This is a genomic window from Actinopolymorpha alba DSM 45243 (assembly GCF_000373925.1).
Taxonomy (GTDB): domain Bacteria; phylum Actinomycetota; class Actinomycetes; order Propionibacteriales; family Actinopolymorphaceae; genus Actinopolymorpha; species Actinopolymorpha alba.
On sequence record NZ_KB892754.1, the window covers coordinates 55,835 to 70,668 of the forward strand.

Annotated in this window: 11 protein-coding genes; 1 reads left to right on the plus strand and 10 read right to left on the minus strand. The window is 66.3% G+C overall.

Translation table 11 applies throughout. From position 1 onward, the window contains the following. Positions 1-97: 97 nt before the first annotated feature. The 9 genes from B141_RS0116655 to B141_RS49345 form a co-directional block, all read right to left on the minus strand. Positions 98-757, minus strand: a complete 660-nt coding sequence (locus B141_RS0116655; RefSeq protein WP_020576309.1) for a GntR family transcriptional regulator — start codon at positions 755-757, stop codon at positions 98-100. Next, a complete protein-coding gene (locus B141_RS0116660) occupies positions 754-2,532 on the minus strand; it encodes a gamma-glutamyltransferase family protein (protein ID WP_020576310.1) in 1,779 nt (592 codons plus the stop codon). Before B141_RS0116660 ends, B141_RS0116655 begins: the two co-directional genes overlap by 4 nt. Beyond that, positions 2,513-3,550 (minus strand): ABC transporter ATP-binding protein, encoded by a 1,038-nt coding sequence (locus tag B141_RS0116665; RefSeq protein ID WP_020576311.1) that lies wholly within the window; start codon positions 3,548-3,550, stop codon positions 2,513-2,515. The genes B141_RS0116660 and B141_RS0116665 overlap by 20 nt, the downstream gene beginning before the upstream one ends. Beyond that, on the minus strand, positions 3,540-4,529 hold the full coding sequence (locus B141_RS0116670) for an ABC transporter ATP-binding protein (protein ID WP_020576312.1): 990 nt from the start codon (positions 4,527-4,529) through the stop codon (positions 3,540-3,542). The genes B141_RS0116665 and B141_RS0116670 overlap by 11 nt, the downstream gene beginning before the upstream one ends. Then, complete coding sequence (locus tag B141_RS0116675; RefSeq protein ID WP_026257292.1) at positions 4,529-5,404, minus strand: ABC transporter permease; 876 nt, start codon at positions 5,402-5,404, stop codon at positions 4,529-4,531. The genes B141_RS0116670 and B141_RS0116675 overlap by 1 nt, the downstream gene beginning before the upstream one ends. After that, positions 5,401-6,354, minus strand: coding sequence for an ABC transporter permease (locus tag B141_RS0116680; RefSeq protein WP_020576314.1), 954 nt, complete (start codon positions 6,352-6,354; stop codon positions 5,401-5,403). The genes B141_RS0116675 and B141_RS0116680 overlap by 4 nt, the downstream gene beginning before the upstream one ends. Positions 6,355-6,384: 30 nt before the next feature. After that, a complete protein-coding gene (locus B141_RS0116685) occupies positions 6,385-7,980 on the minus strand; it encodes an ABC transporter substrate-binding protein (protein ID WP_020576315.1) in 1,596 nt (531 codons plus the stop codon). A gap of 171 nt (positions 7,981-8,151) precedes the next feature. After that, the gene (locus B141_RS0116690) at positions 8,152-8,814 is read right to left on the minus strand and encodes a GntR family transcriptional regulator (protein ID WP_020576316.1); all 663 of its coding nucleotides are present in this window, start codon (positions 8,812-8,814) and stop codon (positions 8,152-8,154) included. A gap of 135 nt (positions 8,815-8,949) precedes the next feature. Further along, positions 8,950-9,105, minus strand: a complete 156-nt coding sequence (locus tag B141_RS49345; protein WP_157181057.1) for a hypothetical protein — start codon at positions 9,103-9,105, stop codon at positions 8,950-8,952. Between B141_RS49345 and B141_RS45740 the strand changes: the two genes are divergently transcribed. After that, positions 9,104-13,159 (plus strand): Calx-beta domain-containing protein, encoded by a 4,056-nt coding sequence (locus B141_RS45740; RefSeq protein ID WP_237742716.1) that lies wholly within the window; start codon positions 9,104-9,106, stop codon positions 13,157-13,159. The genes B141_RS49345 and B141_RS45740 overlap by 2 nt on opposite strands. 22 nt (positions 13,160-13,181) lie before the next feature. Here the strand turns inward: B141_RS45740 and qcrB are convergent, their stop codons facing one another. Then, a complete protein-coding gene (qcrB, locus tag B141_RS0116700) occupies positions 13,182-14,828 on the minus strand; it encodes a cytochrome bc1 complex cytochrome b subunit (RefSeq protein WP_237742718.1) in 1,647 nt (548 codons plus the stop codon). Positions 14,829-14,834 lie beyond the last annotated feature (6 nt).

The window sequence follows — 14,834 nt, forward strand, 5'->3', positions numbered from 1 at the left end:
TGCAGCGTTGGAACTCACTATATAGATCTACCGTGTCGTCGCGTGGGCCGATGATGGCCACGCTCGCCACACCTGCATTGTCGAAACTGTCGCCGGCTCAGCCGTGCTGGCTGTCGCTGGCCCAGGCACCCCGGACGTGCCCGATGTGCCGCCGGATCAGGGCTTCCACAACGGCTGGGTCGTCACCAGCCAGGAGGTCCAGCAGTTGGGCGTGCTCGCGGGCGGACGCGTTGAGGGATTCATCGCTCAACGTGGACAGGCCGAACAACCGGGACCGGGCGCGCATGTCGGCTACGACGTTCAGCAGTCGGGTGTTCCCGGCGCGGCCCAGCAGACCCAGGTGGAAGCGGTGGTCGGCTTCGATGTAGGCGATCAGGTCGCGGGCCCTCGCCGCACGCTCGATCTCGGCCGCGAGCACCCGCAAAGATGACAGCACCTCAGCATCAAGGCGGCCGGTCAACCTGGTCACCGCGGGGACCTCGAGGTAGGACCGCACCTCGGTGATCTCGTCGAGGTCCCGTTCTGAAAGTTCGGTGACCCGGAAGCCCTTGTTACGCACCATCTCGACCAGGCCGCCCTTGGCGAGCTCGAGCATCGCTTCGCGCACCGGCGTGGCCGAGACACCGAACTTCTGGGCGAGCGCCGGGGCGGAGTAGATCATGCCGGGCTCCATCTCCCCGGTGATAAGCGCGGCGCGCAGCGCCTCGGTGATCTGCTCGCGGAGGTTGGGCCGCTCGCCCAGGCCGGACAACGTCACCGACCCACGGCGTACCCCTGGGCGCCCCGGGGGTTCGCTCCCGCCTTCAGCCATCCGTCGTCACGCGCCACGGCGCTCACCCGGCCGAGCGACCACGGGTCGACGACCACGACGTCATGCCCGCGGCGCCGGAGGTCGGAGACCGCCTGCGCACCAAGGCGTTCCTCGACCAGCAGCCGGCCGGGCTCGGCCGTACGCGGGTAGAAGGAACTCGCCATGTGCAGCGAGTGGAAGTCCGGCGCGTCGATGGCCTCCTGGAGGTTGAGTCCGCCGTGCACGACGTTGAGGAAGAAGTGCAGGGTCCACTGGTCCTGCATGTCGCCACCCGGAGTACCGAACGCCAACCAGGGCTTGCCGTCGCGCAGCGCGAACGACGGCGTGAGGGTCGTCCGCGGCCGCTTTCCCGGTTGGAGGCTGTTCGGCAGACTTTCCTCCAGCCAGAACATCTGACCGCGCATGCTCAGGCAGAAGCCGAGCCCCGGAATCGTGGGCGAACTCTGGAACCAACCGCCGCTCGGTGTCGCCGAGATCATCATGCCGTTCTGGTCGACGACGTCGAGGTGACACGTGTCGCCACGGGTGTCGCCGTTCGGAGCGATGGTCGGCTCGCCGGCACCGGCCGCGGGGTGGCTACCGTCCGGAGTCGACCACCGGGTCGGCATGACCGGCGTGCGGCCGCCCGGACTGCCCGGGACGTGGTCGAGGGAGGCCTTCGCGCCGATCAGCCGGGCACGTTCGGCGTTGTACGCCGGATCGAGCAGGTCGGCGAGCGGGACGTCGACGAACCGCGGGTCGCCGTACCACGCCTCCCGGTCGGCGAACGCGAGCTTGCTGGCCTCGGTGATGGTGTGCACCCAGTCCGCGGAGAGGTGCTCGGTGTCGGCGAGGCCGGTCTGCGCCAGCAGGGCGAGCTGCTGCAGGAACACGGGCCCCTGCCCCCACGGCCCGGTCTTGGCGACGGTGTAATCGCCGTACTGGAACGTCGTCGGCTCCTCGACAGCCGGCTCCCAGTCGGCGAGGTCCTGCGCGGTGAGCAGGCCGCGGTGCGGGCGCCCGGAGGTGTCCATGATCTCGTTGTTCGCGCAGAAGTCCTCGATCGCCTCGGCGACGAACCCGCGATACCAGACGTCCCTCGCGGCGGCGAGCTGGCCGGCGCGGTCTGTCGTACGCGCCTCGGCCTCGGCGACGACGCGCCGGTAGGTCGCCGCCAACACCGGGTTGCGAAACCGGACGCCGGCCGCCGGGACCTTCCCGTCGGGCAGCCAGGTGGCCGCGGAGGTGGGCCAGTCGCGGCGGAACATCTCCTCGACGGTGCCGAGCGCGGCGGACGCCTGACGCAGCAGCGGATGTCCCGCCTCGGCCAGATGCACCGCGGGTTCGAGCACGTCGCGCAGCGTCCAGGTTCCCCAGCGTTCGACGAGCAGGGTCCAGGCACCGAACGCGCCCGGCACGACCGCGGGCAGCAGGCCGGTGCCCGGCACGAGGTCGAGGCCGAGTTCGTCGAACCGCTGGATCGTCGCCGCCTGGGGCGCCACGCCCTGACCGCAGATCACCGACACGGCGCTCGCGTTGTCGTCCCAGAGCAGGATCGGTGCGTCGCCGCCTGGCCCGTTCAGGTGGGGTTCGACGACCTGCAGCACGAACGCCGCGGCAGCGGCCGCGTCGGCGGCGTTCCCGCCGCGTTCCAGCACGCTCATTCCGGTGCTGGAGGCGAGCCAGTGTGTGCTGGCGACCATGCCGAAGTCACCGACGAGCTCAGGTCGAGTGGTCAGCATCCGCTCTCCTCACTGCTGTGATGTCGGGCGCTCCGCGCCCCGGTTCGACGAGATGACAGGCGACGAGGTGGTCAGGTGCCGTGACGCCGACCAGTGCCGGGTCGTCCGTACGGCATCGGTCCACCGCGACGGGGCACCGGGTGTGGAACCGGCAGCCCGCCGGCATGGCTGCCGCGCTCGGCAGGTCTCCCCGCAGGATGACGCGTTCACGGCCGCGGGCAAGGGCCGGGTCGGGGACCGGCGCCGCCGAGAGGAGCGCCTGGGTGTAGGGATGCTGCGGCTCCCGGAACAACCGCTCCCGGCTGGTCGTCTCGACAATCCGGCCGAGGTACATCACCGCGATCCGGTCGCTGATGAACTCCACGACCGACAGGTCGTGGGAGATGAACAGGCAGGAGAACCCGAGGTCGCGTTGGAGTTCGAGGAGCAGGTTGAGGATCGATGCCTGTACGGAGACGTCGAGGGCTGAGACGGGCTCGTCGGCGACGACCAGGCGTGGCCGGCGAATCAGTGCCCGGGCCAGAGCGACCCGCTGGCGCTGTCCTCCGGACAACTCGTGCGGGTAGCGCGTTCGCATCTCCTGGCGAAGTCCGGTGCGTTCGAGCATCTCCGCCACGCCGAGGTCGCGTTCACGCCGGGACCGGATGCCCTGCTGACGTAGGGGTTCGGCAATGATCTCGCCGATGGTCATCCGCGGGTTCAACGACGAGTAGGGGTCCTGGAAGACGATGTGGACCTCGCGTCGGAGCGGCCTCAGTTGGCGTTGGCTCCGCCGGCTGATGTCCTTGCCGAGTAGCTCGATGGTTCCCGAGGTGGGCGTGGTGAGCCGGGTGACGCAGCGACCCACGGTCGACTTCCCGCTGCCCGACTCACCAACCAGGCCGAGGATCTCTCCAGCCGCGATACGGAGATCAACGCCGTCGACCGCACGAACGACGTGCTGGGTCCCTCGCAGTCGCGAGCCGCCGAGATAGTGCTTGGTGAGCCCGCGGACGGTCAGAACGTTCTCAGCTGACACGGCCGACCTCCTTCCGGCCGGGGTGGTAGCAGGCCACCCTGTGCTCGGCCTCGCTGACCTTCAGGGCCGGTCGGGCGCTCGTGCACCTCGCGGAGGCACGCGGGCAGCGAGCGGCGAACTCACATTCGTCCGGGTCGCTGGTCGGCGGGGGCACCATGCCCGGGATCTCCTCGAGCCGGCGCGTTCCGCGCAGGAGCGCGCTGCTGGGGAGCGCGTCGATCAGGCCCATCGTGTACGGATGCTGGGGTGCCGCGAACAGCGAGTCGACCGGCGCTTCCTCGACCGACCGACCGGCGTACATCACGACCACCCGATCGGCGACCTTCGCCACCACGCCGAGGTCATGGGTAATGAGGACGACGGCGGTGCCGAGCGTGTCGCGGAGGTTGGCGATCACCTCGAGAACGCCGGCCTGGATGGTGACGTCGAGGGCGGTCGTCGGCTCGTCGGCGATCAGGACCTTCGGGTTGCAGGCCACGCCGATCGCGATCATCACCCGCTGCCGCATGCCGCCCGACAACTGGTGTGGATAGCTGTCGCAGCGCCGCCGGGCGTCCGGGATCCCCACCAGTTCCAGGAGTTCGACCGCCCGGTCGAGGGCCTTTCGGCTGTTGAGGCGCTCGTGCCGCCGCAGAACCTCGACGATCTGCCGGCCGACGGTGTACGCCGGATTGAGCGACGTCATCGGCTCTTGGAAGACGACAGAGATCTCCTTGCCACGCAGCGCCTCCAGGTCGCGTTCGGCCAGCGCCGTGAGGTCGCGGCCGCCCAGGCGTACCGCTCCCTCGATCTCGACGCCGCTGGTGGGCAGCAGTCGCGGTATCGACATCGCCGTCACCGACTTACCGCAGCCGGATTCGCCCACCAGGGCAAGGATCTCGCCACTCTCCAGCGCGAACGACATCCGCTTGACGGCCAGAACCGGCCCGTCCTCCGTCGTGAAGGTGACCCGTAGGTCCTCGACCTCGAGCAGGCTCATCAATGACTCCTCGGATCGAGAACGTCGCGGAGTCCGTCACCGAGCAGGTTGAACCCGAGCGTGGCCAGGGCGATCATCAGCCCGGGGAAGATAGCGAGTTGGGGCGCCTGGGCGAGGAACTGCTGCGCGGTTGTCAGCATCACGCCCCACGACGGCGTGGGTGGCTGCACCCCGAGACCGAGAAAGCTCAGCGCGGCCTCGCCGATGATCGCGCCCGGTATGGCCACCGTGGCCTGCACGATGAGGGCATTAAGGGAGTTGGGAAGCAGGTAACGGAACATGATCGTGATCGGCCGCGCGCCGTCGGCGACCGCGCCGCTCACGAAGTCCTGATCGCGTAGGACGAGCGCCTCGCCGCGGGTGATCCGGATGACCGAGGGGAGCTGGGCGATCGCGAGGGCAAGGACGACGTTGCGCAGCGACGCACCCAGGATTGCCGCGAGGCCGACGGCGAAGATGAGGAACGGAAAGGCCAGGAGCACGTCGTTCAGCCGCATGATGGCCGAGTCGAGCCAGCCGCGGAAGTAGCCGGCGCCCAACCCGATCGGTACGCCGACGACGACGGCGAGCGCGGTCGAGGCCACGCCCGCGAGCAGGGAGACCCGGGCGCCGTGCGCGATCCTCGCGAACACGTCGCGGCCGAGGTCGTCGGTGCCGAGGAGATGGTGTGCGGACGGTGGAGCCAGGCGGGCGCCGAAGTCCTGGGCGAGCGGATCGCCACTGACCAGAGGACCGACGAGGGCGAGCAGAACGAACGCCGCGACGAGGACGAGTCCGATCACAGCCATCGGCCTGCGCAGGAAGCGCCGACGCAGGCGCCGTCCCTGACTCACCCTGACTACCGGTGCCGCCGTTGCGAGACCCACCTGGCTCATGAGTCACCTCCTGTCAGGCGCAGCCGGGGGTTCAGCCAGGCATAGGTGAGGTCGACCAGCAGGTTGATCACGACGTAACCCGACACCGTGACGAGGACGACGCCCTCGATCACCGGGTAGTTGCGCTGGAGTACCGCGTCGACCGTGAGCTTGCCGAAGCCGGGAATGACGAAGATCTGTTCGGTGACGACCGCGCCGCTGATGAGGCCGCCGAGTTGCAGGCCCAGCACGGTGGTCACAGTGGTGAGGCTGTTGCGCAACGCGTGCCGGACCTGGGCCCGGTGGGGGAGTCCCTTGGCGCGGGCCGTGCGTACGTAGTCCTCGGACAGCTGGCTGAGCAGTGCCGAGCGGCTCTGACGCATCAACACCGCGGACAGTCCGGTGCCGAGCACCAGGACCGGCATCACCATCCGGCGGAGGTTCTCCACCGGGTCCTCCGCGAGCCCCACGAAACCTGACGCGGGCAGGACCCGGAGGTGGACCGCGAAGATCCAGATGCCCAGCAGTCCGAGCCAGAAGTGTGGGACGGAAAGGCCGACCAGGCCGAGTCCGGTGGCCACGTAGTCGGCAAGCTTGCCTTGACGGACCGCCGAGATCACCCCGGCAGGCACCCCGATGAGGATGCCGACCAGGATGGCGAGGAACGCGATCTCCAGGGTGACCGGGATGCGTTCGGCCAGGATCTGGGAGACGGGGATCTGGTCGACGGTGGAGATCCCGAAATTCCCCTGGAGCGCTTGGGCGACGTAGTGGATGTACTGGATCGGCCACGGCTGGTCGAGGCCGTACTGGCGGCGGATCGCAGCCAGCACGGCGGGGTCGGCGCTCTCACCTGCCAGGGCCAGTGCCGGATCGCCGGGCAGCGCCCGGATGCCGAGGAAGACCACAATGCTGCCCAGCACCAACACGACGACGGAGGAGAGTACGCGACGAACGACGAACTGTCCCATGAGCGGTGACCGTCCTCGGCTCTGGTGGGGTCAGGGCGTGAAGGACGCCGACTTGAACCGCGGAATCCCGTCGGCCGGGTAGGCAACGCCCGTTACCTCCTTGGAGAACCCGAGGAACCACCGGTCGTGGTAGAGGTAGATGTTCGATCGGATCTCCTTCAGGCGTTCGAGTGTCTGGACGTAGATCGCCGCCCGCTCCTTGGTCGCGCTGGCGGCCGCGGCGTCGGTGGCCAGCTCGTCAAGCTGTGGATCGCTGACGCCGGAGAAGTTGTTCGACCCACCACTCGTCACCAGGTCGGAGATGTTGCCGTCGGGGTCCACCCGTCCCGACCAGCCGATGAGGAACGTGTCGAACTTGCCAGCACGCGCCGCGGCGAGCGCCGAGATGAACTCCTGCGGCTTGATGCGGACCGCGAAGCCGACCTTCTCCGCCATGGACTGGATCACCTGCGCCAGTCGATCGGCGCCGGACCCGGCCGGGATCATGAGATCAACCGGGATCGGGGTCTTCTCACCGGACGCCTGGACGAGCTTCTTCGCCTGCGCTGGATCGTACGGCGTGCACGCGGGCTTCTCGGGCCGGAATTCGCTCTGCATGGGAAAGGGCAGGCAGTCGACCGCATTGGCGCCGTTGTAAACAACCTCGTTCATGGCATCCCGGTCGAGTGCCATCTCGAACGCCTTGCGTAGCTCGGGGTTGCGGCCGAGTGGTGTGTCAATCGTGCCGGACGGTTTGCCGATTCCCTGTGTGTTACCGATGTTGATCGAGATGCCCTGGTAGCTGATCGCGCTGATGTCCTTGACCGTGAGATTCGAATCGGCCTTCAGGCGCGGGATGTCGTTGGAGTCAAGCTGTTCCGCCACGTCGACGTCGCCGGACTGGAGGTTGGCAGCTCGCGCGTTGTCGTCGGTGATGATGCGGTAGGTCACGCCCCGCAACCTGACCTTGCTCGCGTCGTAGTAGTCGTTGGACTTGGTGAACTTGATCTCGCTGCCCGCCGTACGCCCCGCCCAGGTGAACGGCCCCACGCACACGGGGGAGTTGCCGAAGTTCTTGCCGAGCTTCTTCAATGCCGTGGGAGACATGATGAGGCCGGCGCGGTCGGCGAGCTGGGCGCCGAGTGGGCTGAACGGACGCCGGAGATTGATCCGTAACGTGGTCGGGTCGACGACGTCCACTGACTTCACCGCGGCGAGCTCACGGGTGCGCGCGGATCCTTCCAGGGTCAGGTGGCGGTCCAGGCTGGTCTTCACCGCACTCGCGTCGAAGGCTGTCCCATCGTTGAACTTCACCCCCGAACGCAGCGCGATCGTGACCGTCAGGCCGTCAGCTGAGGTCTTCGGCAGGTCGGCCGCAAGCTGGGGGACGATCTTGAGGCTGTTGCTCGCGTCGTAGAGCTTCTCGCAGAACGACGTGAACACCACGCGCGCCTCGAAGGTGTTCGCGAGGGTCGGGTCGAGGGTGCCTGGATCGCTCGCGATGGCGACTCTCATCGTGCCGCCGCTTCCTGCCCCGCTCGATGCGTCCGTTGGACCCCGGGACGTCTGTCCGTCACCCGGAGTCGAACACGCGGCGAGGCTCATCGCGATCGCGGCAGCCAGACCGATACCGACGTACAGACGCATCGCCGCTCCTCGGGGATCAATACCATGTCGCCGACTGTATACAGTATGGCGGTTAATTTAGTCCAGATTTGTCACGTCCGCGTGACCTTGGATTAAGAGCCTGTTCCTGAACCCCCGCCGGGCAGCGGCGGGCGCCGCGGATACGGATTGCCGGCAGGACTGTCCGGCGCGCTACGCCGCTTGGTTGAAGGACCGGCGAGCCGCTTCGACGTGGGCGCGGGCCTGACGCTCTGCTTCGTCCTCGTCGCCGGAGCGCAGCGCGGCGAGTATCTCGACATGCTCGTGGAGGGAATGCGTGAGCCGGGCGTTGGCGGTGCTGAGGAACACCCACTGGGAGCGTTCGAGCATCGGCCCGGCGATCATCTGCAGGTAGGCGTTGCCGCTCGCCGCCGCGATCCCGGCGTGGAAGCTGACGTTGAGCCGAGCGACCAGGTCGAGGTCGCCGGCCTCGGTTGCCTCGCGTGCCTGTGCGAGCAGGTCGTCGAGCAGCGCGAACCTGGCGGTGTCCTGCTTGCGGGCGGCGATCCGCGCGGACACCCCCTCCAGGGCCGCGCGGAGGTCGAACAACTCGCCGGCCTCCTGGCCAGACATGACCGCGACCGTCGAACCCCGCCGCGGCACGGTGTGGACGTAGCCCTCGGCCGTGAGTGCCTTCAGCGCCTCGCGGACCGGGTTGCGGGACACGCCAAGCTCGCGGGCCATCGTCTCCTCCACGACGCGGGCGCCGGCTTCGAGTTGGCCCGTGAGTATCCGGCGGCGTAGCTCGTCGGCGACGAGTTCGGCGAGTGAACGGTGGCTCTCGCCCAGGCGCTGCGGTAAGTCGACATGCCTCACCGGTCCAGCCTAGCCAGTGCCTCGTCAGGAAACGTTGGCGTCGTCATCATGTCGGCTCGTGCTGGTGGTGGCGGGTCTTGGTCATCGACCTTGACTGGCCAAGGCGGGCTCACTAACGTGTGGATCACGTATCACTCAAACGATTGACCACTCCGGGATCACCCGGCCGGTCACTGCCGTTGCTGTGCATTGTTCACACCCATCCTCGCTCTGTCGCTGACGGCGACCGCCGGCGACGGACGAACTCGCCGCATCGCGCTGGTTCATCGCTTCCAAGGTGATGGTGGTCATGCTGAGAAGGCTGATGGTGATCCTGGCCGCGCTCCCGCTGGTGTCAGTGTCCGTGGTGGTTGTCGCGGCTGTGCCTGCCCGGGCCGCGTCCATCTACTACGTCGACGCGGTTCATGGGAACGACTCGACCGGAAACGGTAGTGCCGGGAGTCCGTGGCGGTCGATCTCGAAGGCGGCGGGGGTGGCGGGGGCTGGAGATACGGTGCGGATTCGTTCGGGGACGTATCGGGAGACGATACGGCCGGCGAATTCAGGGACATCGGGGAACCCGATCACGTTCGAGCCGGACACGGGTGCGGATGTGACGGTCAGCGGTGCCGATCTGCTGATGGGTTCGTGGACCGCACTCCCGGACAGCGTCTTCAGGAAACCGGTGTCGTTGCCGATGGGGGATTTCCTTGACCAGGTGTATGTCGATGGTGTGGCGAACAATCTGGCGCGCTCACCTAACACGCCGGTGGGTAATTTGTATGACCCCAAGTTATGGGAGCGGGATGCGGCGACTTCGAATGGGAGTTTGCTGAGCGATCCGGTGAATCTGGACCAGCCGGATGGCACCTGGGATGGTGCGGCGTTGTTCGTGGAGGACTCGGGTTCGTGGAACTTCAGCAGCGCCCTGGTCGAAAGCTCCACTCCTGGCAAGCTCAAGCTCAAGCGTGACCAGAAGTCCTATCGCCTGAAGCTCTCCACCTACGACAACGCTCTCCAGCTCATCGGTCCCGCGGGTAATGTGCTCGGCGCTCACGCCATGACGGTCGCCCAGAACACCACGTACAACCTCAAGGTGACGGCGTCTGGCAGTTCGATACAGGTCTTTCTCAACAACGGCGCCTCTCCCGTCATCTCGGTGACCAACTCCGAGGTCGCCGAAGGTAGCTTCGGTCTGGGGCTCGAGTCCGAGAACGGCAGCGCCGCGGCGAAGGTGGAGTTCACGAACGTCAACGCCACCATTACCAGCCAGGATCCGAACCAAGCGCCGGGACGGCACGCCGCGACGTTCGCGAGCAACATTCGGGGATGGACGAGGGGCGAGGACACCGGCTGGTGGGAGTCTGACGGCACCACGTTGCGGGGATACACCCAGCCACAGTCGAGCGGAGCGACGGCGTGGTACGACTCGCCGACAACCGCGAAGGACTTCACCTACGCCGCGGACGTGAAGCTGACGGCGCCCGGCCGGGCGTACCTCATCTTCCGCAAGGAACGCCTGCCTGGCTGGGTCGTCGACCTTGCCGACTGGGGGTTGGGTGGGTCGGAGTACTTCATCATGGGCAAGCTGGCGGCGCTGGACTACCCGGGCGAGTGGTACTACGACAAGGCGGCCGGACAGCTCTATCTGCGGACAACGGCCAGCGACAACCCGGCCAACCACACGGTGGAGTACAAGGCACGCAACCTGGCGTTCGACCTGACCCAGCGGTCGTACGTCCGGATCAAGGGCGTCAAGGTGTTCGCCGCGACGATCGACACCACCGACGGGTCCAACAATGTGATCGACGGTATCAACGCGAAGTACGTGAGTGAGTACAACCTCGCCAATGGCTGGAACACCGGTATCTGCCTGTGCGGCACGCACGACACTCTGAAGAACAGCGAGATCGCCTTTTCCTCCGGCTCGTTGGTGACGATGAAGAAGGACAACAACAAGCTGGTCAACAACCTGATCCATGACGGCACCTACGGCGGGATCGCGTTCAACTCCGCGATCGAGTTGCTTGGCCGAGGACATCTGGTCAGCAACAACACGGTCTATCATTCGGGCCGGTCGCTGATCGGCGGGGAGTTCTTCGCGGCCATCATTCAGTACAACGACTTCCACCATGGCAACTACTTCGCCCATGACACCGGGATGCTTTATACCGCGCACAACGATCTGGGAAACTCCGAGATCCACCACAACTACTGGCACGACAACGTGTTCCGGAGTAACGGTGAGGGTGAGTGGACGGGCGGCATCTACCTCGACGAGTCGTCGGCCAACGCGTTGATCTACGACAACGTGACCTGGAACCTCTCCTGGCTCGGCATCATCGTCAACCACCTGTCCAACTTCGTGCAGGTCTACAACAACACGACGTACAACACGTCGGGGATCAGGGTGTCCGAGCCGACGTACGGCCTGGACGCGTACGGCGACCGTATCCAGAACAACATCGCCACCCAGGAGCTCGGCACCGGCGCCACGAGCATCGGCGCGGTGTTCGGCAACAACCTCACCTCCGGTGATCCGGAGTACGTCTCCCTGCCGGCGAAGGACTTCCACCTGACGCCGGGATCACCAGCCCGGAACGCGGGGACCCCGATCCGCGGCATCACGGAGGGATTCGAGGGGACCGCGCCGGACATCGGCGCCTACGAGGTTGGCGGTGCGGACTGGAAGGCCGGGCACAACTTCGCCAACCCGCCCATCGTCGCCTACCAGCCGACCGACACCGACTACCAGAACCTGGTGGTCAACGGCAGCCTCGACCTCAACCGCATGCAGCACCCGCAGCTGAACAGCCTCTACGGGTGGACAAGGACGCACTCCAAGACCGCGCAGCCGACCTTCGACTTCTCCGGCGGCGAGGTCTCCAGCCGCTTCCACCACGAGACCGGCGTCGCTCTTGGCACCGGCGAGGACGGCATCGAGCAGACGATCAGCGGCCTCAAACCGAACACGACGTACAAGATCCGGGGCTTCCTGCGGGTCAGTTCCGACGGCCAGGGCGTACGCCTTGGAGTGAAGGGCTACGGCGGCGCGGACGCCTACGAGGAACACACCACCACTACGTGGTCGGAGAAAACGCTGACCTTCACCACGGGTGCGACCAACACCAGCGCCACGATCTACGGCTACAAGCCGACCACCGGTGGGTACGCGTGGGTCGACGACATCATGATGAACGCGACGGTCCCGACGCCCACGCCGGCCCTGCGGGTGAGCGACGCGACGGTTTCCGAGGGGAACTCCGACACGTCGCAGGCGTCGTTCACGGTCTCGCTGAGCCCGGCGAGCTCGAGCGCGGTGACGGTCGCCTATGCCACAGCGGACGCGACGGCGGTCGCGCCGGGCGACTACACCGCCGCCAATGGGACGTTGACGTTCGCGCCGGGGGAGACGAGCAAGGTCGTGAACATCCCGGTCGTTGGTGACACGGCGGTCGAGCAGGACGAGTCGTTCAGCGTCACGCTGTCGAGCCCGACCGGCGGCGCGGTGATTGCGGACGGTCTCGGCGTCGGCACCATCCTCAACGACGACGCGGCCGTCGGCACCACGACGGTGAACGACCACACGACCGGCACGGGCACCAACCAGTTCGAGTTCGTCGGATCATGGGCGACCAACGCCAACGACACGGCCTACCAAGATGACGTGACCTTCTCGATGACGACGAACGACTATTACCAGCTGCGCTTCATCGGGACGCAGTTCAAGCTCTATTCGGAGAAGAGCAACCTGATGGGCATTGTCGCGGTCTCCGTCGACGGTGGGCCCGAGACGATGGTCGACACGTACGCGGCGACCCAGTCCGGCAATGTTCTCGTCTACACCAGCCCGGTGCTGCCGTCCGCACCCCATACGCTGAAGGTCCGCGTCACCGGAACGAAGAACGCGAGTTCGACTGGCACCTGGCATGTCGCGGACCGGGTGGACATCATCAACCAGCCGACCGCCACGACCTCGGTGAACGACCACACGACCGGCACGGGCACCAATGAGTTCGAGTTCGTCGGATCATGGGCGACCAACGCCAACGACACGGCGTACCAAGGCGATGTGACCTTCTCCGACCAGACGGACGCCTATTACCAGGTCAGGTTCAACGGTACGCAGGTCAAGGTCTACTCCGAAAAGAGCGGCGTCATGGGCAAGGTCGCGATCTCCGTCGACGGGGGAGCTGAGACGGTGGTCGACACCTATTCGCCGACCCAGGCGGGCAACGTCCTCATCTTCACCAGTCCGGCGCTCACGTCAGGTCAGCACATCCTGAAGGTGCGCGTGACCGGGACAAAGAACCCCAGCGCGAGCTGGACCTGGCACGTCGCGGACCGAGTTGAGATCACCTCATAGTCGGGCAGCGGCGGCAACTCCGTCACTCACTGGGAGGAGGTCCGCCGGAGCGGGGCCGAAGTTCGGTGGTCCGGTCGGGTTCCTCGAGTTCGGGTTCGCCGTGGCCGGCGCCATGCGTGTGCGCGGCTTCGAGTTCGCCTCTCGTCGGTTTCTGAACGACGTTGCCGAAGTAGAAGCGAGACGCACGCGCACGCATGCGACGCTTCCTGGGATGAGGTGCGCGTACACCGTGTTCGTTGACGTCAGGCCCAACCTCGATCGGGACCTGCCGCTCATGGGAGCCCAGAAGGTAGGCCTCCTCCCTACTCGCAGGGCTGTGGATCTCGACGTACTCCCCGGGAGCGAGTCGCATGACGATGCCGGTTTCCAGGCCGTGCAGGAGTTTGTCACGGTCGCGACGCTGGAGGCCGAGACAGATTCGTTTGGTGACGAGGAACGCGATCACGGGTCCGACGATGATCGCGACTCGGAGGAAATACACGATGTCGTTGACCGCGAGACGGGTGACGAACGCGATGATGTCGTCCCCGCCGCCAAGCCACAAGAGTCCGTAGAACGTCATACCCGCGACACCGAACGCCGTACGGACGGGCTGGTTACGCGGCCGATCAAGGAGATGGTGTTCGCGTTTGTCGCCGGTCACCCAGCGTTCGATGAACGGATACAACGCGAGCACCACCGCGAGGAGGCCCAGGAGGCCGAAGCCGGGTATGAAGACGTTCCAGCCGATGGTGAAGCCGGCGACCCGGGTCTCCCAGTTCGGCATGATGCGCAGACCGCCCTCGACCCAGCCGAGGTACCAGTCCGGCTGGGTGCCCACGCCCACCTGCGAGGGGTTGTAAGGACCGTAGATCCAGATCGGGTTGATCTGGAGGATCGCGCCCATGAGGGTGAGAACGCCGAAGACGAGGAAGAAGAAACCACCCGCCTTTGCCGTGTAGACCGGCAACAGAGGATAGCCGACCGCGTTCCTGTTCGTCCGCCCGGGACCGGGGTACTGCGTGTGCTTGTGGTAGACGACCAGGCCCAGATGTACGGCGATCAGCGCGAGAATCAGTGCGGGAAGCAGCAGGATGTGGATTCCGTAGAGCCGTGGTGTGATCACGTCTCCCGGAAACTCTCCGCCGAAGACGAAGAACGACACATAGGTGCCGACCACAGGGATGGATCGGATCAGCGCCTCGATGAATCGCAGCCCCGTGCCCGACAGTAGGTCGTCGGGCAGGGAGTAGCCGGTGAACCCCTCGATCAGGCCGAGTTGCAGCAGCGTGACACCGATCAACCAGTTGACTTCCCGCGGTTTGCGGAACGCGCCGGTGAAGAAGATCCGCAGCAGGTGGCACGTGATCGCCGCGAGGAAAAGCAGCGCGGCCCAGTGATGGATCTGTCGCATCAGCAGGCCGCCGCGAATGTCGAACGAAATGTCGACCGTGGAGGCGAACGCCTCCGACATGGGCACCCCGCGCAGCGGACCGTAGGTTCCGTCGTACACCACTTCCTGCATGCTCGGTTTGAACCACAGAATGAGGAACGTGCCGCTCAACAACAACACGATGAAGCTGTACAATGCGATCTCGCCAAGGAGGAACGACCAGTGGTCGGGAAAGACCTTGCGAAGGTTGTTCTTGGCCAGTTTGGCGAGTCCGACCCTCTCGTCGAGAAACCGCATCGGCGC

Excerpts from the sequence above, each read along its gene's own strand:
- B141_RS0116680 (WP_020576314.1), bottom strand. The coding sequence starts at position 6,354 with ATGGGACAGTTCGTCGTTCGTCGCGTACTCTCCTCCGTCGTCGTGTTG.
- B141_RS0116675 (WP_026257292.1), bottom strand. The coding sequence starts at position 5,404 with ATGAGCCAGGTGGGTCTCGCAACGGCGGCACCGGTAGTCAGGGTGAGT.
- B141_RS49345 (WP_157181057.1), bottom strand. The coding sequence starts at position 9,105 with ATGACCACCATCACCTTGGAAGCGATGAACCAGCGCGATGCGGCGAGT.
- B141_RS45740 (WP_237742716.1), top strand. The coding sequence starts at position 9,104 with ATGCTGAGAAGGCTGATGGTGATCCTGGCCGCGCTCCCGCTGGTGTCA.
- qcrB (WP_237742718.1), bottom strand. The coding sequence starts at position 14,828 with ATGCGGTTTCTCGACGAGAGGGTCGGACTCGCCAAACTGGCCAAGAAC.
- B141_RS0116660 (WP_020576310.1), bottom strand. The coding sequence starts at position 2,532 with ATGCTGACCACTCGACCTGAGCTCGTCGGTGACTTCGGCATGGTCGCC.
- B141_RS0116670 (WP_020576312.1), bottom strand. The coding sequence starts at position 4,529 with ATGAGCCTGCTCGAGGTCGAGGACCTACGGGTCACCTTCACGACGGAG.
- B141_RS0116685 (WP_020576315.1), bottom strand. The coding sequence starts at position 7,980 with ATGCGTCTGTACGTCGGTATCGGTCTGGCTGCCGCGATCGCGATGAGC.